Origin of the sequence: Micromonospora sp. NPDC047793 (genome assembly GCF_040642635.1) — a bacterium.
Taxonomy (GTDB): Bacteria; Actinomycetota; Actinomycetes; order Mycobacteriales; family Micromonosporaceae; genus Micromonospora.
Genome location: NZ_JBEYSG010000010.1, coordinates 93,005 through 112,672 on the forward strand (window position 1 = coordinate 93,005; position 19,668 = coordinate 112,672).

Annotated in this window: 26 protein-coding genes; 16 read left to right on the forward strand and 10 right to left on the reverse strand. The window is 72.1% G+C overall.

Annotated features, from left to right (window positions below; translation table 11 throughout):
- Position 1: 1 nt before the first annotated feature.
- Both ABZ738_RS20725 and ABZ738_RS20730 read right to left on the reverse strand, forming a co-directional pair.
- Positions 2-547 carry a hypothetical protein gene (locus tag ABZ738_RS20725; RefSeq protein WP_254876919.1) on the reverse strand — a complete coding sequence of 182 codons (546 nt, stop codon included), beginning with the start codon at positions 545-547 and terminating at the stop codon, positions 2-4.
- A 159-nt stretch (positions 548-706) separates the two neighbouring features.
- Positions 707-1,231, reverse strand: coding sequence for a DUF1877 family protein (locus ABZ738_RS20730; protein WP_176095905.1), 525 nt, complete (start codon positions 1,229-1,231; stop codon positions 707-709).
- Between the two features lie 313 nt (positions 1,232-1,544).
- On the opposite strand from ABZ738_RS20730, the gene ABZ738_RS20735 reads away from it, so the two are divergent.
- The 3 genes from ABZ738_RS20735 (at position 1,545) to ABZ738_RS20745 (ending at position 3,502) form a co-directional block, all read left to right on the forward strand.
- Positions 1,545-2,207, forward strand: coding sequence for a hypothetical protein (locus tag ABZ738_RS20735; protein WP_176094526.1), 663 nt, complete (start codon positions 1,545-1,547; stop codon positions 2,205-2,207).
- A 114-nt stretch (positions 2,208-2,321) separates the two neighbouring features.
- A complete protein-coding gene (locus ABZ738_RS20740) occupies positions 2,322-2,729 on the forward strand; it encodes a nitroreductase family deazaflavin-dependent oxidoreductase (RefSeq protein WP_131051077.1) in 408 nt (135 codons plus the stop codon).
- 56 nt (positions 2,730-2,785) lie between these two features.
- Entirely contained in the window at positions 2,786-3,502 is a 717-nt protein-coding gene (locus ABZ738_RS20745) for an SDR family oxidoreductase (RefSeq protein ID WP_357215449.1), read from the forward strand.
- A gap of 89 nt (positions 3,503-3,591) precedes the next feature.
- Here the strand turns inward: ABZ738_RS20745 and ABZ738_RS20750 are convergent, their stop codons facing one another.
- The 3 genes from ABZ738_RS20750 to ABZ738_RS20760 all read right to left on the reverse strand — a co-directional run bounded on the left by ABZ738_RS20750 (position 3,592) and on the right by ABZ738_RS20760 (position 6,922).
- Positions 3,592-4,395 carry an S-methyl-5'-thioadenosine phosphorylase gene (locus ABZ738_RS20750; RefSeq protein ID WP_131051079.1) on the reverse strand — a complete coding sequence of 268 codons (804 nt, stop codon included), beginning with the start codon at positions 4,393-4,395 and terminating at the stop codon, positions 3,592-3,594.
- A gap of 104 nt (positions 4,396-4,499) precedes the next feature.
- Entirely contained in the window at positions 4,500-5,876 is a 1,377-nt protein-coding gene (locus tag ABZ738_RS20755; protein WP_176094527.1) for a hypothetical protein, read from the reverse strand.
- Positions 5,873-6,922, reverse strand: coding sequence for an NAD-dependent epimerase/dehydratase family protein (locus ABZ738_RS20760; protein ID WP_176094528.1), 1,050 nt, complete (start codon positions 6,920-6,922; stop codon positions 5,873-5,875). Before ABZ738_RS20760 ends, ABZ738_RS20755 begins: the two co-directional genes overlap by 4 nt.
- A gap of 123 nt (positions 6,923-7,045) precedes the next feature.
- Here ABZ738_RS20760 and ABZ738_RS20765 point away from each other — a divergent pair, with 123 nt between their 5' ends.
- From ABZ738_RS20765 to ABZ738_RS20795, 7 genes are read left to right on the forward strand one after another with little or no spacing between them, the layout of a single operon-like run.
- A complete protein-coding gene (locus ABZ738_RS20765; RefSeq protein ID WP_131051082.1) occupies positions 7,046-7,705 on the forward strand; it encodes a glycosyltransferase family 2 protein in 660 nt (219 codons plus the stop codon).
- Positions 7,702-8,361, forward strand: coding sequence for a TIGR04282 family arsenosugar biosynthesis glycosyltransferase (locus tag ABZ738_RS20770; protein ID WP_357215455.1), 660 nt, complete (start codon positions 7,702-7,704; stop codon positions 8,359-8,361). Before ABZ738_RS20765 ends, ABZ738_RS20770 begins: the two co-directional genes overlap by 4 nt.
- Positions 8,358-8,999: a class I SAM-dependent methyltransferase gene (locus tag ABZ738_RS20775; protein ID WP_217706033.1), complete on the forward strand. Its 642-nt coding sequence runs from the start codon at positions 8,358-8,360 to the stop codon at positions 8,997-8,999. Before ABZ738_RS20770 ends, ABZ738_RS20775 begins: the two co-directional genes overlap by 4 nt.
- Positions 8,996-10,210 (forward strand): molybdopterin-dependent oxidoreductase, encoded by a 1,215-nt coding sequence (locus ABZ738_RS20780; protein ID WP_357215459.1) that lies wholly within the window; start codon positions 8,996-8,998, stop codon positions 10,208-10,210. Before ABZ738_RS20775 ends, ABZ738_RS20780 begins: the two co-directional genes overlap by 4 nt.
- A complete protein-coding gene (locus tag ABZ738_RS20785) occupies positions 10,207-10,665 on the forward strand; it encodes a hypothetical protein (protein ID WP_357215462.1) in 459 nt (152 codons plus the stop codon). The genes ABZ738_RS20780 and ABZ738_RS20785 overlap by 4 nt, the downstream gene beginning before the upstream one ends.
- A gap of 10 nt (positions 10,666-10,675) precedes the next feature.
- On the forward strand, positions 10,676-11,386 hold the full coding sequence (locus tag ABZ738_RS20790) for a response regulator transcription factor (protein ID WP_131051085.1): 711 nt from the start codon (positions 10,676-10,678) through the stop codon (positions 11,384-11,386).
- Positions 11,383-12,399, forward strand: a complete 1,017-nt coding sequence (locus ABZ738_RS20795; RefSeq protein ID WP_131051086.1) for a HAMP domain-containing sensor histidine kinase — start codon at positions 11,383-11,385, stop codon at positions 12,397-12,399. Before ABZ738_RS20790 ends, ABZ738_RS20795 begins: the two co-directional genes overlap by 4 nt.
- Before the next feature lie 44 nt (positions 12,400-12,443).
- Here ABZ738_RS20795 and ABZ738_RS20800 read toward each other — a convergent pair whose 3' ends face one another.
- Positions 12,444-12,965 carry a hypothetical protein gene (locus tag ABZ738_RS20800; RefSeq protein ID WP_131051087.1) on the reverse strand — a complete coding sequence of 174 codons (522 nt, stop codon included), beginning with the start codon at positions 12,963-12,965 and terminating at the stop codon, positions 12,444-12,446.
- A gap of 115 nt (positions 12,966-13,080) precedes the next feature.
- On the opposite strand from ABZ738_RS20800, the gene ABZ738_RS20805 reads away from it, so the two are divergent.
- Complete coding sequence (locus tag ABZ738_RS20805; RefSeq protein ID WP_357215467.1) at positions 13,081-13,662, forward strand: GIY-YIG nuclease family protein; 582 nt, start codon at positions 13,081-13,083, stop codon at positions 13,660-13,662.
- 181 nt (positions 13,663-13,843) lie between these two features.
- Here ABZ738_RS20805 and ABZ738_RS20810 read toward each other — a convergent pair whose 3' ends face one another.
- The gene (locus ABZ738_RS20810; protein ID WP_357215470.1) at positions 13,844-14,038 is read right to left on the reverse strand and encodes a hypothetical protein; all 195 of its coding nucleotides are present in this window, start codon (positions 14,036-14,038) and stop codon (positions 13,844-13,846) included.
- A gap of 64 nt (positions 14,039-14,102) precedes the next feature.
- On the opposite strand from ABZ738_RS20810, the gene ABZ738_RS20815 reads away from it, so the two are divergent.
- Genes ABZ738_RS20815 through ABZ738_RS20825 form a run of 3 tightly spaced genes read left to right on the forward strand, consistent with a single transcriptional unit; the run spans position 14,103 to position 15,989 of the window.
- Entirely contained in the window at positions 14,103-14,450 is a 348-nt protein-coding gene (locus tag ABZ738_RS20815; RefSeq protein WP_236145535.1) for a PadR family transcriptional regulator, read from the forward strand.
- Complete coding sequence (locus ABZ738_RS20820) at positions 14,447-15,484, forward strand: hypothetical protein (RefSeq protein WP_357215473.1); 1,038 nt, start codon at positions 14,447-14,449, stop codon at positions 15,482-15,484. Before ABZ738_RS20815 ends, ABZ738_RS20820 begins: the two co-directional genes overlap by 4 nt.
- Positions 15,485-15,494: 10 nt before the next feature.
- The gene (locus ABZ738_RS20825; RefSeq protein WP_176094536.1) at positions 15,495-15,989 is read left to right on the forward strand and encodes a DinB family protein; all 495 of its coding nucleotides are present in this window, start codon (positions 15,495-15,497) and stop codon (positions 15,987-15,989) included.
- A 12-nt stretch (positions 15,990-16,001) separates the two neighbouring features.
- Here ABZ738_RS20825 and ABZ738_RS20830 read toward each other — a convergent pair whose 3' ends face one another.
- Entirely contained in the window at positions 16,002-16,394 is a 393-nt protein-coding gene (locus ABZ738_RS20830; protein ID WP_357215477.1) for a nuclear transport factor 2 family protein, read from the reverse strand.
- Between the two features lie 251 nt (positions 16,395-16,645).
- On the opposite strand from ABZ738_RS20830, the gene ABZ738_RS20835 reads away from it, so the two are divergent.
- Entirely contained in the window at positions 16,646-17,296 is a 651-nt protein-coding gene (locus ABZ738_RS20835) for an MOSC domain-containing protein (RefSeq protein WP_357215480.1), read from the forward strand.
- Between the two features lie 38 nt (positions 17,297-17,334).
- Here ABZ738_RS20835 and ABZ738_RS20840 read toward each other — a convergent pair whose 3' ends face one another.
- Positions 17,335-17,994 carry a response regulator transcription factor gene (locus ABZ738_RS20840; RefSeq protein WP_357215483.1) on the reverse strand — a complete coding sequence of 220 codons (660 nt, stop codon included), beginning with the start codon at positions 17,992-17,994 and terminating at the stop codon, positions 17,335-17,337.
- The gene (locus ABZ738_RS20845) at positions 17,991-19,106 is read right to left on the reverse strand and encodes a histidine kinase (RefSeq protein WP_357215486.1); all 1,116 of its coding nucleotides are present in this window, start codon (positions 19,104-19,106) and stop codon (positions 17,991-17,993) included. Before ABZ738_RS20845 ends, ABZ738_RS20840 begins: the two co-directional genes overlap by 4 nt.
- A gap of 216 nt (positions 19,107-19,322) precedes the next feature.
- Here ABZ738_RS20845 and ABZ738_RS20850 point away from each other — a divergent pair, with 216 nt between their 5' ends.
- On the forward strand, positions 19,323-19,655 hold the full coding sequence (locus ABZ738_RS20850) for a DUF6223 family protein (RefSeq protein ID WP_357215489.1): 333 nt from the start codon (positions 19,323-19,325) through the stop codon (positions 19,653-19,655).
- Positions 19,656-19,668 lie beyond the last annotated feature (13 nt).

The window sequence follows — 19,668 nt, forward strand, 5'->3', positions numbered from 1 at the left end:
CTCAGTTCCGGGCCGTCTCCGAAGCGTCGGGCGCCCACCAGCGGGCCGTGGCGGGCGGGCCATCCTGCTGCGCCTCGATCGCCCGGATGTGCCGGTACGCGATCCACAGCGGCGGGAACGCCCCGACCGCGAAGGACAGGTCCACCACGGTCCAGAACCACGGGATCTCCCGCAACGGCCCACAGATCAACGCCAGCGGCACGATCCCGACACAGGCGATCATGCCGAGTTGCACCACCCAGACGTTTCGCACTGGATCGCGCAACGGCCCCCAGAACGCCACCGCGAGCACCAGGTGGGCGAACGCGAGCCAGTCGGTCCCGTACCGCATGAACGGATAGCGCTCGCCAGTCTCGACTAGCCCCACGTGGACCCGCTCGATCCAGCCGACCAGCGCCGGTAGCTGGTCGGCAACGGGGTCGGCCGCCCGTAGCAGCCACCGCACCTCGATTTCGAGCGGAAACGCGGTCACCCCGCTGAGGAACAGTCCCACCACCACGACCCACAGCCAGCCACGGACCCGCCGTAGACGCATCTCGATATCCACACCGTCAGGCTAATGCGGTGTGCAGGAACGTCGGCGGTGTCCCCCGGGGTGCAGCCGGCATTCCGGCACGGCGAGGTCGGGCCCGGCACGAACACGCGGATCATCCCGTGGGGAGATCCGTCCGCTCCGTCTCGACGAGTTGCCCGTCTGCGCTGTGGCTCAGTCGAGCCAGCAAATCACCGCATCGCCGTCCTTGGCTGCTGCGGCGAAGAAACTGCGGGCGTCCGGCAGGAAGTGGGCCGCCCACTCCAGCGTGCCGGGACGCTCCCAGATACTGGGGTAGACCTCCGCCCGGGTCAGCTCCTGCGGGTCAACGCCGCGAACGAGGTCGTCCTCGGTAAGCGTGGCCAGGGCCGATGCCGCAGCCGCGACCTGGTCCGGGGTCAGATACGAGGGTGGCCCGTAGCCCCAGTCGTCGTCGAGGTTGTCCAGGAAGTCGAACATCTCCTCGCTGTCGGGTTCGACGTCCGGCGACTCCACGAACTCCTCTGCTCCCAGCACCAGCGGAATCTCGAAGCCCAGCCGGTCGAGGAGGAAGTCGAGGCCGTGCCAGGCATTGTCGGTGGTGGTCCAGCGGTCCGAGTCGTCGTCCCGCGCCGCCATCGCGACCTCGTGGGCCCAGGGAAGGTCGGCCCGGGCCCGCTCCAGGTCGTCCGGAGAAACCCGCAACCAGTTGCCGTTCATGCTCACGACACCACCCCTAGGTATCGCCTGTGACAGCACCGCAGTTCGACGCTGCCTGGGCGTGAGAACCAGCAGGGACGACAGGGCCATCGGCACCATCGCGGTGCCCGTGCCGGTCCGCGCGAGGTACTCACTCTGCGGGCTGGACCGACGAGTTCGGGGCAGCGTCGCGCGAGGCACCGCTGATAGGTTGCGTATATACGTACTCGATGATCCACGCCTGTCCGTACGCGTCAGGGACGTTCTCGCGCGGCGGTCTCGGCGAACGACCCGCATGCATGTCGCCGACATCCGGTCGACCGCTGGTCTCCGCGTGGACGACCGGATCGAGGCGGCGCCACCCGAGATCGTCGAGGCGATGGTCTGGTTCGAGGAGCGCTACGGCGGCCTCTGGTATCCGCTCCTCGGGTCCAACGGTATGGAGCACGGCCTGGGCGGTGTGCCGTTGGCCCATCGCGGCCCGCTCGGTCTGGCCTTCGAGGGCATCGTGGACGGCGACTGGACCTGGCCCGTCGATGTCCTCGTCGACGGCCGGACCGCCATGGGTCCCGGGCAGTGGTCGTACCGGGTCATCGACAGGTCCGTCGACCAACGTCTGGAGAGCCACGCGCTGCTTCTGTCGGTGCGCGGCTGGTGTCACCGGACCTTCACCTGCTACACGCCCCGTGACGTCGTCCCGGGGACCGACGAGCGGCACCTACCCCCACCCGTACCGGAGGCGTCCGGCCCGGCCGAGTGCTGGTGGCTGGACGACGATGCGGGCGTGGCCGTCCAGGCCACGCTGGCCGGATGGCCGCCTGAGCGGGACGAGTGGACCCTGCGGTACTTCACCCGGACGCCGGCACAGACCGCCGACGCCAGTCCCACCGTCTTCCGGGCCACCGCCCAGGAGACCGTACCGGCACTGTGGTGCACCCTGTGTTCCCAGCCGATCATCCCAGGACTCACCTGCCCGCGCGCTCGTCCGTCGGAGTGAGACAAGCAGCCTGTTGACGACGAGCCGCCGCCACTCACCCGCGTCGCCGTGTCATCGATCGCCGGGACTGACAGAATCGTGGTCACGGAGCCGATGCACGGGCGAGGGGAATCCATGAGCGACTGGAACGAAAAGGTCATCGCCGAGTTTCGCGCCAACGGAGGGCAGGTGGGTGGCCAGTTCGAGGGCGCACCGCTGCTGCTGTTGCACACCGTCGGCGCCAGGAGCGGCCAGACGCGCGTGAGCCCGATGATGTACCAGCAGCTGGACGGCGGCTACGCCGTGTTCGCGTCCAAGGCCGGGGCACCCACCAACCCCGACTGGTACCACAATCTCGTCGCGCATCCGCAGATCCGGGCGGAGATCGGCACGGACACGGTCGAGCTGGTCGCCCGGGTCGCCGAGGGTGACGAACGGGAGCGGATCTGGAGCGCGCAGAAGGCCGCCTACCCGGGCTTCGCCGACTACGAGCGCAAGACCACCCGCCAGATCCCGGTCGTCGTCCTGGAACCTGCGCCGTAGGCGGACGACACCGTCTCGTTGACCTGAACCGGGGTTGAGGTGCTTCACTGGCGGCCATGGATCTTGACGGTGTGCGCGTCGCCATCACCGGCGCAGCACGTGACACGGGTCGACTGCTCACCGAGGCGTTCGCCGCACGCGGTGCGCAGGTCTTCCTCTCGGCCCGCGACGTGGTGGCGGCGCGGCACGTCGCGGATGAGATCAACCGGCGCGGAGCGGGCCGCGCCGAGGCATTCTCCTGTGACCTCGCCGCGCCGGACTCGGTGCGGGAATTCGCGGCGGCCCTGGCCGACCGCACGAGCCACCTCGACGTGCTGGTCAACAACGGTGCCGCCTACATCCACGGTGACGACCTGGCAGACGTCGCGGACGACACGATCGAGAGCGTGATGGCTGCCGGCGGGACCGGCACCCTCCTGTTGACCAAGCACCTGCTGCCGCTGCTGCGCGCGTCGGCACGGCCGGACATCGTCAACATGATCTCCGCCTGTGGCGAGGTGGGCCACCACCGGTCGGGCGCGCATCCCGCGTTCTACGCGGCCAAGCACGCCCACGCCGGACTCGCCGAGATCCTGTCGCACCGGCTTCGCCCGGAGGGGATCCGAGTGATCTCCCTGTTCCCGCCGGACTTCGTCCAGAACGGACCTCGGCAGGCGGACAGCGACCTCACCGCCCAGTCGGTCGTCGACTGCGTCCTCTTCGCGGTGGCACAACCGCGAGACTGTTTCATCCGCGAGTTCCGCTTCGAGCAGGTGAGCAGCGCGCGTACCTGAACCATGCGGTACGCGGCGCGCGGCGTTCCCGGCGCGGCCACCGGTCCTCGGACCGGTCCCGCGCCGGGACACCTCACCGCCACCCGAACTCAGGGCAGCGCGATCGGCAGGGCGATGCCGTCCAGACTGTGCGGGCAGGGGCAGTCCCGCGCGGCCGGGAGCGTGGCGATCGCGTCAAGCAGGAGCCCCCGCAGCCGTTCGGTGTTCTCGCCGAAGACCCGGAACACCTCCTCCTGGGTCACGCCCTGGCCGCTTCGCACTCCGGCGTCCAGGTCGGTGACCAGGGCGATCGCGCTGTAGCAGAGGGCCAACTCGCGGGCGAGGACCGCCTCCGGGTGACCGGTCATGTTGATGACCGCACCGCCGATCTGGGTGTACCACCGGGACTCGGCACGGGTGGAGAAGCGCGGTCCTTCCACCACGACCATGGTGCCGCCGTCGTGAGCGTCGACGCCCCGGCCGGCGGCGGCGGACAGCAGGGCCCGCCGTCCGGCCGGGCAGTACGGGTCGGCGAAGGAGACGTGGGCGGCGCCCTGCTCGTAGTACGTCTGGATCCGGCCGCTGGTCCGGTCGACGAGCTGATCGGGTACCACGAAGGTGCCGGGGCCGAGGTCCGGCCGCAGGCCGCCCACGGCACAGGGTGCGAGCACCTGCCGTACGCCGAGAGACCGCAACGCCCACAGGTTGGCCCGGTACGGGATCCGGCCCGGCGGGTGCCGGTGGTCCCGGCCATGTCGTGGCAGGAACGCCACCGAACGTCCACCCACGTCGGCGATCGTCACCGCGTCGGAGGGCGGGCCGTACGGGGTCTGGACGGTGTGTTCCGTGGCGCCGTCGAGCAGCGCGTAGAGACCTGAGCCGCCGATGACGGCGAGGTCAGCAGATGGGGACACGAGTTCACCTTCCATAGTCGACATCCCGGCAGGTCCGGGATCGGTCCCGGTCCGGGACTCGCGAGCAGTTCGTGTTGATGCGGGAATGCGCTCGGAGCGGGGCCCTACCACGCCGTCAACAGCAGGTGATTGACCGCGAGCGCCACCACTGCCTGCGCGATGAGCCACGTGCGCCGGCCGGGGCCGGGAATCAGGGCGGCACCGGCCATCAGCCACCCGGTGAAGGGCAGCCAGATGCGTTCGACCTCGGCCTTGCTGTAGCCGGACAGGTCCGCGGCCACGATCGCCGCCGCCGCGGCAAGGGGCAGCAGCCAGGCGGCGTACCCGGGTCTGCCGTCGAGCAGCCCGATGACGTCGGCCCTCGACCGCAGCGACGCGACCGCCTGCCACCCGGCGACGGTGGCGCGGCGGAGGACGACCACGGCGGCCGGACCGGCGGCGACGAGCAGGAGCGCCAGGTTCGCCCACACCCAGTAGCCGTAGGCGCGCCGACTGGCCAGGCCCTGGTAGTAGCGCTCGATCACCAGGTGATAGCCGGCCAGCCAGTCGAAGCCGGCCGCCGTGAACGCCCCGACGACCAGAGCCGCGCCCCCCAGCGCCCACCACGCGGCGGACCGGTGCCGGCGCCCCAGGATCACCACGGCCACCGCGATCGGCACCATCAACACCAGGCCATAGGAGAGGTAGCAGCCGAAACCCAGCAGCGCACCGCCGACGAACGCGCCGACCGCGCTGCCCCGGGTCACGCCGTGGGCCAGCAACGCGACGCCGGTGGCGGTCACACCGGCGAAGAGGCCGTCGGCGGACACCCCGGCCCACACCGCCCCGGGGAACACCACCGCGAACGGCAGGACGACGCGCGCCGCGTCGTCGCCGCCGAGCAGTCGCACGGTGTGCGGTACGGCCACGGCGGTGAGCGCGGCGGTCAGGATGCACAGCGCCCCGGCCCAGCCGCCGCCACTCAACCCGATCCGGTCGAGCCAGACGAACACCAGCAGCGCGCCGGGTGGATGGCCGGAGACGTGGGTGGTCCACGAGTCCGGCTGGAAGTCCAGGATCCGGGTGGTGAACGTACTCAGCATGGCGGGGATGTCGGTGACGCCGGGCACCTCGTGCAGGTACTCGTGGCGGGTGGCCAACCGGCCGGCGACGCCGCGCTGCCAGCCGTCGATCAGCGCCAGGGACAGCGTCCAGGCCACTGCGGCGGCATAGGACGACACGAGCAGCCGCCGCCAGGGCAGGCGGGCGGCCAGCGCGGGTCCCCGCCAGCAGACCAGGACGGCCACCGCCACCGCCAGCGGAGTGCCGGGGCCGATGTGCGGCCGCCAGTGCGCGTACAGGGGTGCCGCGCTGGCGTACACCGGACGTCCCAGCAGGTAGAGCACACCGCCGACCACGGCGGCCACGGCGAACAGCCCGACGGCGACCAGCACGGCGATCACGTCGGCCCGTGCCGTGTCGCGCCGCAGCGCCGTGCTCATCCGCGCAGCGGCGCGTGGGCGAACTGCGCGACGCCGTCGGTGAGACGGACCGCCGCGCGGAAGCCGAGTTCGGCTCGGGCACGGGCCGGTGAGGCCACCACGTGGCGGACGTCGCCGAGCCGGAAGTCGCCGGTGACCACCGGCGCGGGTCCCCCGGCGGCCCGGGCGAGTTCGGTGGCCATCTGCCCGATGGTGGCCGGATGCCCGGAGGCGATGTTGTAGGCGCGCCACCCGACCCGGCATCCGGTCGCGGCCACCGCCGCCAGGTTGGCCGCCGCCACGTCGTCGACGTGCACGAAGTCCCGCCGCTGACAGCCGTCCTCGAACACGCGCGGGGCCCGACCGGCGGCCAGCGCCGAGCGGAAGATCGCCGCGACTCCGCTGTACGGGGTGTCCTGCGGCATGCCGGGGCCATACACGTTGTGGTAGCGCAGTGCCACCACCGTGCCACCGGTCTGCCGGCACCAGGCCGACGTCAGGTGCTCCTGGGCCACCTTGGTGGCGGCGTAGACACTGCGCGGGTCCAGCGGCGCCTCCTCGTCGACCAGCCCCGGATCCAGCGCGATGCCGCAGTCGGGGCAGGGCGGTTCGAACCGCGCGTCGGCCAGGTCGGCGGCCGCACGGGGAGCGGGGCGCACCGCACCGTGCCGGGCGCAGCGGTAGGCGCCCTCGCCGTAGACGACCATCGAACTGGCCAGCACGAGCCGGTGGATGTCCGCGCGGGCCATCTCGGCGAGCAGGACGGCGGTCCCGAGGTCGTTGCACCCGACGTACTCGGGCAGGTCGTCGAGGTTGACGCCGAGCCCGACCATGGCAGCCTGGTGCACCACCACGTCGACGCCGGTCAGAGCGTCGGCGACGGAGGCCCGGTCGCGCAGGTCGACCCGGCGCAGCGGGGCACCGTCCACGGTGTCCGGCAGCGGCGTGCGGTGCGCGCCCGGGTGGCCGGCGTCCACCACGGACACCTGATGACCGGCGCGGTGCAGCGCGGCGACGACATGGGTCCCGATGAAACCGGCTCCGCCGGTGACGAGTACGTGAGGCACGCGCCGACGCTAGAGCCAGCCGGGCCCCGCAGGGAGCCGCGCGGACGAGCCGTCAGCGCTCCGTAAGACTTCATCATCGGCTGGTAATACCTGGCCCGCGAGGTCCTCACTAGCGTCCGCGACATGACCGATGTGGTGCTTCCCTGCCGGAACGAGGCCCCGGCGCTGCCCGCCCTGCTGGCCCGGATACCGGCCGGCTACCGACCGATCGTGGTCGACAACGGCTCGACCGACGGCTCGGCCGACGTGGCACGCGCCCACGGCGCGCAGGTGATCAGCGTGGCCGAACCCGGCTACGGTGCCGCCGTGCACGCCGGTGTCCTGGCCGCGGACCCCGTCGACGGGGTGGTGTGCGTGATGGACGCCGACGGTTCCTTCGACCCGGCGCAACTGCCCTGGCTGGCCTCCTCCGTACGCAACGGGCAGGCGGAACTGGCGACCGGCCGACGCCGCCCTGCCGCGCGCGGGGTGTGGCCGCTGCACGCGCGGGCGGCCAACGCCGTCCTCACGCACCGGCTGCGCCGCACCACCGGCCTGCACGTGCACGACATCGGCCCGATGCGGGCCGTGCGCCGCGACGACCTGCTCGCCCTCGGGCTGCGCGACCGCCGGTTCGGGTACCCGCTGGAGCTGCTGATCGCGGCGGACCGGGCCGGCTGGCGGGTCGTCGAGATCGACGTCGCCTACCACCCCAGAGCCGCCGGCACCCGCTCGAAGGTGACCGGCACCCTGCTCGGCACCGCCCGTGCCATCCGCGACATGAGTGCGGTGCTGGCCCGGTGAACGACCTCCAGATCCTGGTGCTGGCCAAGGCACCCACGCCCGGACGGGTCAAGACGCGGCTCTGCCCACCCTGCACGCCCGCGCAGGCCGCCCGGATCGCCGCCGCCGCCCTGGCCGACACCCTCGACACCGTCTCCGCCACCGCAGCCGGCACCCGGACCCTCGTCCTCGACGGCACCCACCCCACCCCCGCCGGATGGGTGACGCACCCCCAGCGCGGCGCTCTCCTCGGCGACCGCCTCGCCCACGCCTTCACGAGCACCCGCAGACCCGGCACACCCACCCTCCTGGTCGGCATGGACACCCCTCAGCTCCGCACCGAGCACCTCGACGCGGCCCGAGAACTACTCGGCGCGACCGGCGGTCCGGACGCGGTCCTCGGCCCGGCCACCGACGGCGGCTGGTGGACGTTGGGCCTGCGCGACCCCCACCACGCCACCGTGCTGCGCACCATCGCGACCTCCACGACGACCACCGGCCGGCACACCCTGGACGCGCTACGCCGTCGCGGCCTGCGGGTGCACCTGATGCCGGAACTGACCGACGTGGACACCGCCGCCGACGCCCACACCGTGGCGGCCCTGTGTCTACCGGGCAGCCGGTTCGCCCGGACCGTCGCCACTGAGATGCCACGTCCCGCAGCGGTGACCCGGTGAACGCCGTCGCGGTCTTCGACACCGCGATCGACCGGGCCGCCGCCGGCATCCCGGCCGGATTCACCGCCCGGCACGCCAGTGGCGCCGTGTACCGCTTCGACCCGGCCGCCTGGTGCCGTGACGTCATCGCCGGAGACGACACGTTGATCGCCGCCTGCACCAGCCACACCCTCGACGTCGGCTGCGGCCCCGGCCGACTCACCAGCGCACTCGTCGACGCCGGCCGCACGGCCCTCGGCATCGACCTCAGCGCCACCGCCGTCCGCCTGGCCCGCCGACGCGGTGCACCCGCCCTGCGCCGCGACGTCTTCGGCCCGGTGCCCGGCACCGGCCGCTGGCGTCACCTGCTGCTGGCCGACGGCAACATCGGTATCGGCGGTGACCCACCCCGGCTGCTGCACCGGTGCCGTCACCTGCTGGCCGCCGACGGACGCCTGCACGTGGAACTGGCACCCGCCGGTACGCCCGCCTGGGCCGGCACCGCGCAGGTCCAGAGCCCACACAGCGACGGCCGCGCACTGCGCTGGGCCTGCGTACCCCTCGACGACCTGCCCGGACTGGCCGACGCCACGGCGATGCGCGTCCTGCACACCTGGACGGAGGCGGGCCGGTGGTTCGCCACCCTGACCCCCCGGTGACCGGCCCCGCGAGCGTCCCCCGACGGATCGCCCAGTGGTGCCTGGCTCCGCTGCCGCCACCACCTGCCGCCCTGCGGCGGGGACCGGCACGCCCCGGGGCGTTTCCGTCCCGGTTACGGTCCACCCGGCTCACCGGCCAACTCGGCGCCGCCCTCGGACTGGCCTTCGGCATCTGCTTCGCCACCGGCCTGCTCAGCCACCTGATCCAACACCCACCGGACTGGTTCGGGTGGCCGTCGCGCCCGATCGGGCTCTACCGCTTCACCCAGGGCCTGCACGTGGCGACCGGTCTCGCCTCGATACCGCTGCTCGGCGTCAAACTCTGGTCGGTCTACCCCCGCCTGTTCGGCTGGCCGCCGGCCCGCTCACTCGCCCACGCGGCCGAACGCACCAGCCTCGCCGTACTCGTCGCCTCCGCCCTGTTCCTGCTGGTCAGCGGCGTCCTCAACATCTCCCGCTGGTACGCGCCGATGCCGTTCTTCTTCACCGCCGGGCACTACCGGATGGCCTGGCTGGCGCTCGGCGCACTCCTGGTGCACGTCGGTGTCCACCTGCCCGCCGTCCGCGCCGCCCTCGCCCGCCCCCGCGACGAACCACGGCAGGACGGCCTGAGCCGACGCGCACTGCTCGGCGGCGTCGCCACCGCGAGCGGGCTGATCACCCTGACCACGGTCGGGCAGACGATCCGCCCGTTGGCCGGCATCGCGGTACTCGCCCCCCGCCACCCCGGCACGGGACCACAGGGCCTACCGGTGAACCGGACCGCTGACGGCGCCGGAGTACGCACCACCGCCCTCGACCCGGCGTACCGCCTCCAGATCACCGCACCGGGTCGCCGCGTCAGCCTGGACCTCGCCGCTCTCCACGCACTGCCGCAGTACACCGCGCGCCTGCCGATCGCCTGCGTGGAAGGCTGGAGTGCCACCGCGACGTGGACCGGAGTACGGCTGCGTGACCTGGTCGCGCTGGTGGACGCCGATCCCCGGCACACCACGGCACTGGTCGAGTCGTTGCAGGTGAGCGGCGCCTACCGGGCCTGCACCGTGCCGCCGGAACACGTCGGTGACCCGCTGACCCTGATCGCGTTGCGGCTCGGCGACGCACCGCTGCACCTCGACCACGGCTACCCGGCCCGGCTGATCGCGCCCAACCGGCCCGGTGTGCTCCAGACCAAATGGGTCAGCCGGATCACCGTCGAGGAGCACCGATGAGGACCCGGACCGTCCTGGTCGTCGGCGGGTGCCTGCTCATGGCGTACGCCGTCGTCGGTGCCGTCACCGATCCCGACCTGGCACTGGGCGGCGTGCTGTTCTTCCTGGCCGCCGTCCTGGCGGGCCACGACGTCGTGTGGATGGCGGCCGTCCTGGCCGTCGGTGCCGCGTCGACCCGGGTCCCACTGCGGCACCGGATGACGTTGCGGATGGCCGCCGTGAGCGCCGCCGCGATCACCGTGGTGGCGCTCCCCCTGGTTCTGGGGTACGGGCGCGTGGCCGACAACGCCTCGGTGCTGCCCCTGCCGTACGGCCGCAATCTCCTCGCCGTCCTGCTGGTCATCGCCGGCACGACGCTGCTGGTGTGCCTGTCTCGCGGGCGGCGGCGCATGGCGGCGGATCGTAAGGAATCCGAAAGGCCGGGCGAGGGGCGGTCCGCGACCTCCGGTGGATAGCGTGCTCAGGATGGGACATCGCGTGCTGGTGGTCGACGACGACCCGACGGTCAGTGACGTCGTCCGGCGTTACCTGGAACAGGCCGGCTGCGAGGTTCAACTGGCCGCCGACGGCGCCGACGGTCTCGCCGCGATCGCCGCCGCGCGCCCCGACCTCGTGGTCCTGGACCTCATGATGCCCGGCATCGACGGTCTGGAGGTGTGCCGCCGGATCCGGCGACAACTGCCGGACCTGCCGGTGGTCATGCTCACCGCCCTCGGCGAGGAGGCCGACCGGGTCCTCGGTCTCGAAGTCGGCGCCGACGACTACGTCACCAAGCCCTTCTCCCCCCGCGAACTCGTGCTGCGCATCCGCTCCGTGCTCCGCCGCACCGCCGCACCCGCCGCACCGCCCACCGCCTCGGCCAAGCTCGTCGATGCGGCGCTGACCGTGGACACCGCCCGACGCACCGCCAGGCTGGACGGTGCACCGCTGGCGCTGACCTCCCGGGAGTTCGATCTGCTGATGTTCCTCATGCGTCATCCCGGGCGCGCCTGGTCCCGCAGCGACCTGCTGGACAAGGTCTGGGGCTGGCAGTTCGGCGACCAGTCCACGGTCACCGTTCACGTCCGCCGCCTGCGCGAGAAGATCGAGAACGACCCGGCCGAGCCACAGCGCATCCGCACCGTCTGGGGCGTCGGCTACCGCTACGACCCGCTCGACGAGGACACCGGCGCGTGACCGACACGCTGCTCATCGGGCTCTATGCCCTCGCTGCCGGCGGCGCCGTCGGCCTGGCCGGCGCCGCAGCGCTGCGGCTGCTGCGGGGCCGGTCGATCCTCGTGCACATCCTGGTGCTGCTCACCGTCACCGTGCTCGCCGTGGTCGCCGGAATCGTCACGGTGGCACAGGCCATGTTCCTCTCCCCGCACGACCTGTGGGTCGTCCTGGTCACGGTCAGCGCCGCCGCCGTGATCAGCCTCGCCGTCGGCACCGTCTTCGGCAGTCGGCTGGCCGCCTCGGCCGTCTGGGCGCAGACGGCCCGGGACCGCGAACGGCGGTTGGAGGCCGGTCGTCGGGAACTCGTCGCCTGGGTCTCCCACGACCTGCGTACTCCCCTGGCCGGGCTGCGGGCCATGGCCGAGGCCCTTGAGGACGGCATCATCCACGACCCGGCCGTCGTCGACGAATACCACCGACGCATCCGGGTGGAGACCGACCGGATGGCCCAACTCGTCGACGACCTGTTCGAGCTGTCCCGGATCAACGCCGGCGCGCTGCGACTCGTGCCCACCACCGTGCCGCTCCGCGACGTGGTGTCCGACGCGATCGCCGGAGTCGCGCCGCTCGCCGCCCGCCGCCGCATCCACCTGATCGCCGCGGACAGCGGCTGGCCCTACGTCCGTGCCGGCGAACGCGAACTCGCCCGGATCGTCAGCAATCTGCTGATCAATTCCGTGCGGTACACACCGGAGGACGGCAGCGTGCACATCGCCGCCGGCCACGATCCCGACAACGTGTGGCTGGCCGTCTCCGACACCTGCGGCGGCATCCCCGGCGAGGACCTGGACCGGGTCTTCGACGTCGCATTCCGAGGCGAACGGGCCCGCACACCCGGGGCCGCCGGATCGGGCGGTGGCGGAGGGCTCGGCCTGGCCATCGTGCGGGGCCTCGTGGAGGCACACGGCGGCCGGGTCGACGTCCGCAACACCGACCGTGGCTGCCGATTCGAGGTACGCCTACCGGCCACCTGACCACGGCGCGGTGGCGCGGGCACCTCAGCGGACGGCCACGAGACTCACGAGTCGCGACGTAGTTCCCGGAGTACACCGTGCCGGCGCAGGGCCCAGGTGAGACGCCGGACGCTGGCGTGCCGGACGAACAGCACCGCCGCCCGACGGATCAGACCGAACCGCTTGTTGCTCTGCTGGTCGTCGATCGCCTGCCAGATCAGCTCACGCACCCGGGCACTGTCCAGAGCCGCCCGCACCTCACGGCGTACCGTCGGGTCCTCGGCTGCCGACGCGATGGCCGCCGCCTGGCCCGGCTGCTTGACCAGCGGTTGCACCGCGGCGACCAGAGGGCGACGCACGTCGTCGTTCTCCAGCAGCAGCAACACCGCCTCCCGGATCTCGGGCGTGTCCAGGCCGGTACGCAGCAGCGTCAACAGGCTGCGTTCCACCTCGTGGTCCCGGTCCGCCACGGACAACCTCGCCAGCAGGTGTGCCACCTCGTCGAGATCGACGAGGTGACGCAGCCCGTCGCGGAACTCCGGCAGCTCCCACGCGACCCGGAGGGCCCTGGCGAGATTGCGATCCATGGACAACCCGCTACCCGTTGCCGACGTCCGGCGAAACCCCTCCGGCTCAGGACCCCACGTCCGCGCAGGTCCGGCGGCCCCGGCCACGATCGGCCCGGGACCTAGGATGGTCTCGATGACCGTTCACCAGGTACGACCCGACGACCTTCCCTCCGACGACGACCGGATCGACGAGGCCCTGCGGCTGCTCTCCGGCGTACCGGTCGAGCTCGATGTCGCCACCAAGCGGCTCAGCCGTGGCAGCGGCGTGTACGCCTGGTGGGCCGACCCGCTGGTCCTGCCCGATCTTCCAGGGCCGCCGAACGAGCACGTCCCGTCGCTGCGGATGCTGTATCTCGGGCGGGCGACCAGTCTGCGGGGTCGGATCCTGCGCAACCATCTGCGGCGGTCGGGCAGCTCGACGCTGCGCCGTACGCTGGCCGGGCTTCTGCTGGCGGAGGGCTACCGGACCACGTGGACCGATCGGGTCGTCCTGGTTCCGGAGGACGAGGCGCGGCTGACCGCGTGGATGTCCGCGCACCTGCGGTTGACGTGGGCCGAGGACCCGGAGCCCACGATCATCGAGGCCGAACTCGTGCGGCGTCTGCACCCGCCGCTCAACGTCCACGGCGTCGACCCGGAGCACCTTCAGGCAGCCGTGATCGCCGCCAAGGACGCGTACAACACCAGCAGTCGGCCGGACCAACCCCACTCGTGACGGCGTGCGGCCAGGCACCGGCCGGTCAGGTGCCGACGGCTGTCGACGCGTCACCGCCGGCCGGTCAGCTCGCGGTGATCGACACGGTCACGTAGTAGCCGTCGTCGCCGATCGCGGTCCGCCGGGTCGGGGCTGCTGGACACGGTCACCTGACGGATCGAGGGGCAGCACCCGGTAGGTGTCAGGCAGGCGGATCGGGATCGGGCTGCGGTGGGGTCCGGGTCAGGACGGCGTACCCGTGATATCCGGGGCCGAGGACGATGGTCGCCCGATGCTCCGGTGGGGCGCCGAAGGCACTGCTCTGCACCACGGGCACCACCGGAGCGAAGTCCGGTCCGCCGAGGTCGCCGGGGTCTGCCGCGTCACCGTCGCCCATGACCACTCCCGCACGTCGTCGATTCCTGCTTCCAGCATATCTTGCCTGCCACTATATTAGGTGGATGAGTTCTCGGGCGATGACCGAACCGGCCTTCTTCATCCTCACCGCACTGCTGGACGCCCCCCGTCACGGCTACGGGATCGTCGCCGAGGTCGCCGACCTGTCCCAGGGACGGGTGCAACTGAAGATCGGCTCGCTGTACGGGGCACTGGACCGGCTCGTCGGAGACGGCCTGGTCGAACTGGACCGCGAGGAGGCCTGGCAGGGACGGCTGCGCCGCTACTACCGACTCACCGAACCCGGCCGCGACGCCCTCGACGCCGAGGCCCAGCGGCTGGCCGCCAACGCACGCCTCGCCTCGACCCGGCTGCGCGACCGACGCGACCCGATCACCGGGACGTCCTCGTGAACCGGCTGGAGGAACGCTACCGACGCGTCCTACGACTGCTGCCCACCGCCTACCGGCAGGAGTGGGAGGACGACATGGTCGCCGCCTTCCTGGACAGCATGGACACCGGCGACCCCGAGACCGCCGAATACCTGGCCGACTACGGACGACCCAGCCTGTCGGAGGTCGCCAGCATCGCCTCCCTGGCCGTCCGGCTGCGCCTCGGCGGCGCAGACGCGTCACCCCGCTCGTACGCCTGGGGCCAGGCCGTGCGCCTGGCGACCCTGATGACGATGCTGACCCACGCCGTCATGGTCACCGCCGGCATCGGCGTCACGCTCTGGCTCGCCGGGAAGATCACCTGGTTGCCGGCACCGGCATCGGACTGGGCACCCACCACCTCGTCGAGCGTCTGGCTCACCACCTGGAATCTCGCCGGCTACGCCTGGCTGCCCGCGTACCTGGCGCTGGTCCTCGGACAGCCGCGGGTGGCCCAGGCCGTCGCCCTGATCGCCGTGGTGCCCCCCGCGATCACCACCGTCGTGACCCAGGCCGCCGGAGACACCCCACTGACCGTCTCCCCCTGGGCGATGCGGCTCGTCGACGTCCTGCTGCTCCTGGGAATGACGGCCTTCCACCAGGGTGCCCCACCGGTGCCCCGTCGACCCTGGCTGCTCGCCCTGCCGATCGGCATCATCCTGGTTCCCGTACCGCTGTTCACCCTCCAGGCGGTCGCACCGGCGCTCCGGCTGCTGGACTGGCCGGGCCTGTCCTGCGCGGCGGTCACCGTCGCCATCGTGGTCCACCTGACGGTACGCGGACCGCGTCGCCCCGCCCGTGCGCTGCCGTGGTCGCTGGCGCTCACCCTGCTCGCCGTGGCCACCGTCGCCCTGCGGGCCGTGACCCTGACCGACTACCACCACCAGATCCAGCGCACCGCACTCACCACGATCGCGTCGGTGGAGGTCGTCGCCGTCCTGGCGGTGGGCGTACCACTCGCCGTGCTGGCCCGACGGGCGCTGCGCCGACTCCCTCCGGCCGCCGCCGCGACGTAGGGTCGGATCCATGCTGGAGTCCCAACGCGAACGCGTCCCTCTCAACGACGGCGGCGAACTGGACACGGCGCTGGCGTTCCTCGCCTTCGCCCGGTCCTGCGTCCTCAAGAAGGTCGACGGTCTGGACGACGAACAGCTACGACGCCGTCTGGTCGTCTCGGACACCACGCTGCTGGGACTGGTCCGGCACCTGACCGACGCCGAACGCTACTGGTTCGGGTACACCCTGGCCGGCGACGCCCGTCACGCCGACGTCGACTTCGCCATGGCGGTCGCTCCGGACCTCACCGGGGCGCAGATCGTCGACGACTACCGTCGCGCGATCGCCGAGAGCGACGCGCACATCCACGCGGCGGACGGCATCGACAGCCGCACCGCCCAGCCGGTGGACGACGGGCCGCGCACCCTGCGCTGGGTGCTCGCCCACATGACGAGCGAGACCGTCCGACACGCCGGGCACGCCGACATCCTGCGGGAGCTCGTCGACGGCGTCACCGGACGCTGAGCAGCCCCCTGGTCAGCTCTCGGCGGCCGGGTCGGCGGTCGACTGCGCCGGCCAGAAGGGCCACTCCTCGAACGCGACGCAGCGACCGTCCTCGGCGAAACGCATGATCCACAGATCGCGGTACTCCTGGGGGACCCGGTCGCCGTAGCGGACCTCCAGCCGCGCCACCGCGGTGTCGCCCTCCACGGCGACGATCTCACTGGTCATGTGGAACACCTCGTCGGAGCCGGTCCGCTCGTCCTCCCACATCGCCGCGATGGCCTCCAGGCCGATGACCGGTGTCCGGTACGGTCCCTGCTGGTAGCTCGCCTGCGGCGTGAAGATCGTCGCGAGTACGTCCGTCCCCGGCGTCCGCCACGCCTGTTCGTAGGCCGCGAGCCAGCCGGTCACCTGTTTCCTGTCCACGGATGCCAGCTTGCCACTCGACCGGGCGGCCGACGGTGATGTTCGGTCACTCCGTGACACCGGCGGGGCTCAGCGCCGTCGCCGCCGCCGTCTGCCGCCCGTCGACCGCGCTGCTCGACCCACACCCGGGTCCGCCCTGACGACCGGCCCGCGCCACCGGTGACGGCCCGACGTGGGCGGCGGGACGACCTCGGCGCGTACGCGAGAAAAATCCGGCGCGCTCAGACCGGACAACCGATAGGTTGCCGCCCATGGGCAGAATCCTCTCTGTCAACCTGGCCGTGCCGGAGCGAAGCACCGCCAAACGGGTCGGCATCACGGGCATCAACAAACAGCCGTTCGACGGCCCCGTGGCGGTCCGCGCACCCGGCCCGAAGACCACCGGGCTGCACAGTGGACTGGTCGGTGACCAGATCTTCGACATCGAGCACCACGGCGGTGACGACCAGGCGGTGTACGCGTACGCCCGCGAGGACTACGACTGGTGGGAAGGCCGACTCGGCCGGGAGCTGCCCGGCGGAGTCTTCGGCGAGAACCTCACGACGGTCGACGTCGACGTGAACGGCGCGGTGATCGGCGAGAGATGGACCATCGGCGACGACCTCGTGCTGCAACCGACCTTCGGTCGCATCCCGTGCGTCACGTTCCAGGCCAAGATGGCCGAGCCCCACTGGCTCAAGACGTTCACCCGTGAGAACCGCCCCGGCGCCTACCTGCGCGTCCTGGCGCCCGGCGAGATCCGTGCCGGAGATGCGGTCACCGTGACGGACCGGCCGGCCCACGGCGTGACGATCGCGGACGCCTTCCGCGCCTACATGACCGCACCGGAACTCGTGCCCACGCTGCTGGCGATCGACGGTCTGCCCGACGACCTGCGGGAGGTCCTGGGCAGCCGGACGTGACGGTCGGGATGCCCGACGACCGGCAGGCCGGACGCCCGTCAGTGCCGGCGTGGGACCACCAGCCCGCACTCGTAGGCGAACACCACGAGCTGCGCGCGGTCCCGGGCGTGCAGTTTCACCATGGCGCGGTTGATGTGGGTCTTGGCGGTCACCGGGCTGATCATCATCCGCGCGGCGATCTCGTCGTTGGACAGGCCCCCGGCGACCAGGACGACCGCCTCCCGCTCGCGAACGGTCAACCGCGTCACCGCGGCGCGGTCCATGGGCGGCGGTTGAGTGACGTACCGATCGATCAGTCTGCGGGTGATCGACGGAGCGAGCAGCGCGTCACCGCGCGCGGCGACGCGGACGGCGGACAGGAAGTCCTCGGGAAGGATGTCCTTGACCAGGAAACCGGCCGCGCCGGCCCGCAACGCATGGAAGACGTACTCGTCGAGGCCGTAGTTGGTCAGGATGACGACGTGCACTCCGGCCAGGTCCGGATCCGTGGCGATCCGCCGGGTCGTCTCGATCCCGTCGACCACGGGCATCTGTACGTCGACCAGCGCCACGTCCGGCAGGTGTTGCCGGGCCAGCGCCACCCCGTCACGACCGTCGGCGGCCTCCGCCACCACCGTGATGTCGTCCTCGGCATCGAGCAACGCCCGGAATCCGCTGCGGATGAGCGGCTGGTCGTCGACGAGCAGGACCCGGATCACGACGCTCCGGGAACGGGAAGCTCGGCGTACACGGTGAAGCCGCCCTCGCTGCGCGCCCCGGCGTGAAGCCGGCCGCCCAGCGCCGCCACCCGTTCCCGCATCCCGACCAGCCCCACACCGGTCCCGGACGCGAACTGCGGCACCGCAGAACCGTCGTCGTCGACCCGCACGACCACCACGTCGGTGCGGTACTCGACCCGCACGCAGGCGGTGGCCGCCGCGGCGTGCCGACCGATGTTGGTCAGCGCCTCCTGCACGATCCGGTACGCGGTCCTGTCCACCGCCTCCGGTAGGACCGTCCGGGCACCCTCGATGGTCAGGCTGGTGTCGAGAGTGGTCGTCCGCGCCTGAAGCACCAACTCCGCCACCTGGTCGAGCCCGTACCCGGCGGTGGTGCCCTCGTCGCGCAACGCCTCCAGCGTCGCGCGCAACTCGCGGGATGCCGCACGCCCGGCGTCGCGAATCACCAGCAACGACTCCGGCACCTGCTCGCCCTGCTTCTGAGCCAGGTGTACGGCTGCTTCGGCCTGCACCTTGATCACCGAGATCTGGTGTGTGAGGCAGTCGTGCAGCTCCCGTGCGATGTGCAGCCGCTCCTCGTCGGCACGGCGCAGCGCCGTCTCCTCCCGGGTACGCTCGGCCTCGTCGGCCCGACGCTCCGCTTGGCGAAGTGCTTCGCCCGCCGCACCGGCAGCGATCAGCCAGGCCAGTTCGAGAACGCCCCTGGAGCTGTCGAACGCCTGCCTGATGTCGAGTGGGCCGGCGATCATCGCCGCACCGGGCAGCACCACCAGCATGACCACGCTCATCAGCACGGTGGCTCTGCGGTGCCCCGCGCGGACGGCCGCGTACACCGCGACCAGGTACGCGACGGCGAAGACCGGGAAGCCTGCGGCCTGGTAGCCGATCGCGCACGCGCCGGTGACGACAAGTACGACGACCGGAGCGCGTCGTCGCGCGGCCAGCGCCAGGCCACCGGCGACCAGCAGCACGACGCCGACCGGGTCGACTCCGGTCGCGGCACGCTCGGCGGACAGTCCCGTGATCAGCAGGATCGCTGCCACGGCGACTCCGGTCAGCCAGTCCCGCACACCGATCCGGGCGCTGCTCATAGCCGCAATCTAGTCGGGCCCACGGCCGGGCGACTCGTCCACGCGGACGAGCCGGGACTACCACGAACGCGGTACCTCCCCGCCGCCCTGCCGCCCCGGGCGCACCCGGCCTGCCGTCCGCACGGCAGCGCAGAAGGCCCACGCCGGCACGACGCCAGGTGGTGACCGAACGGACAGGATCAGGACACCCCCACACCGGGCCCGAAGGAGGACCTCGTGATCGTCACCGACCTGCTCGCCACGTCCGCCGTGGATGCGTACACCCCGACCGGGGGCCGCGTCGTGGCCACCCTCGCCGCACTCCTCGCGCTCGGCGGCGCGATCACCGGCGTCCTGGCGACGCCCCGGCGCGGCGGACGGTGGCGGCCGATCCTTGCTCTGGCGGCAGGTGCGCCGGCCCTCGTCGTCGGCGCGCTGGTCGTCGCCACCGCCGACGGGGGGCCCGGCACCGGAAACGGCATGGTCGGCGGGTACGCCGCCGTGGTGCTCGGCCTGACCGCCACGGTCCTCGGCGGGCTCGCAATGGTTCGTTCCCGCCGCACCGACTGACCCGGGATCCAGG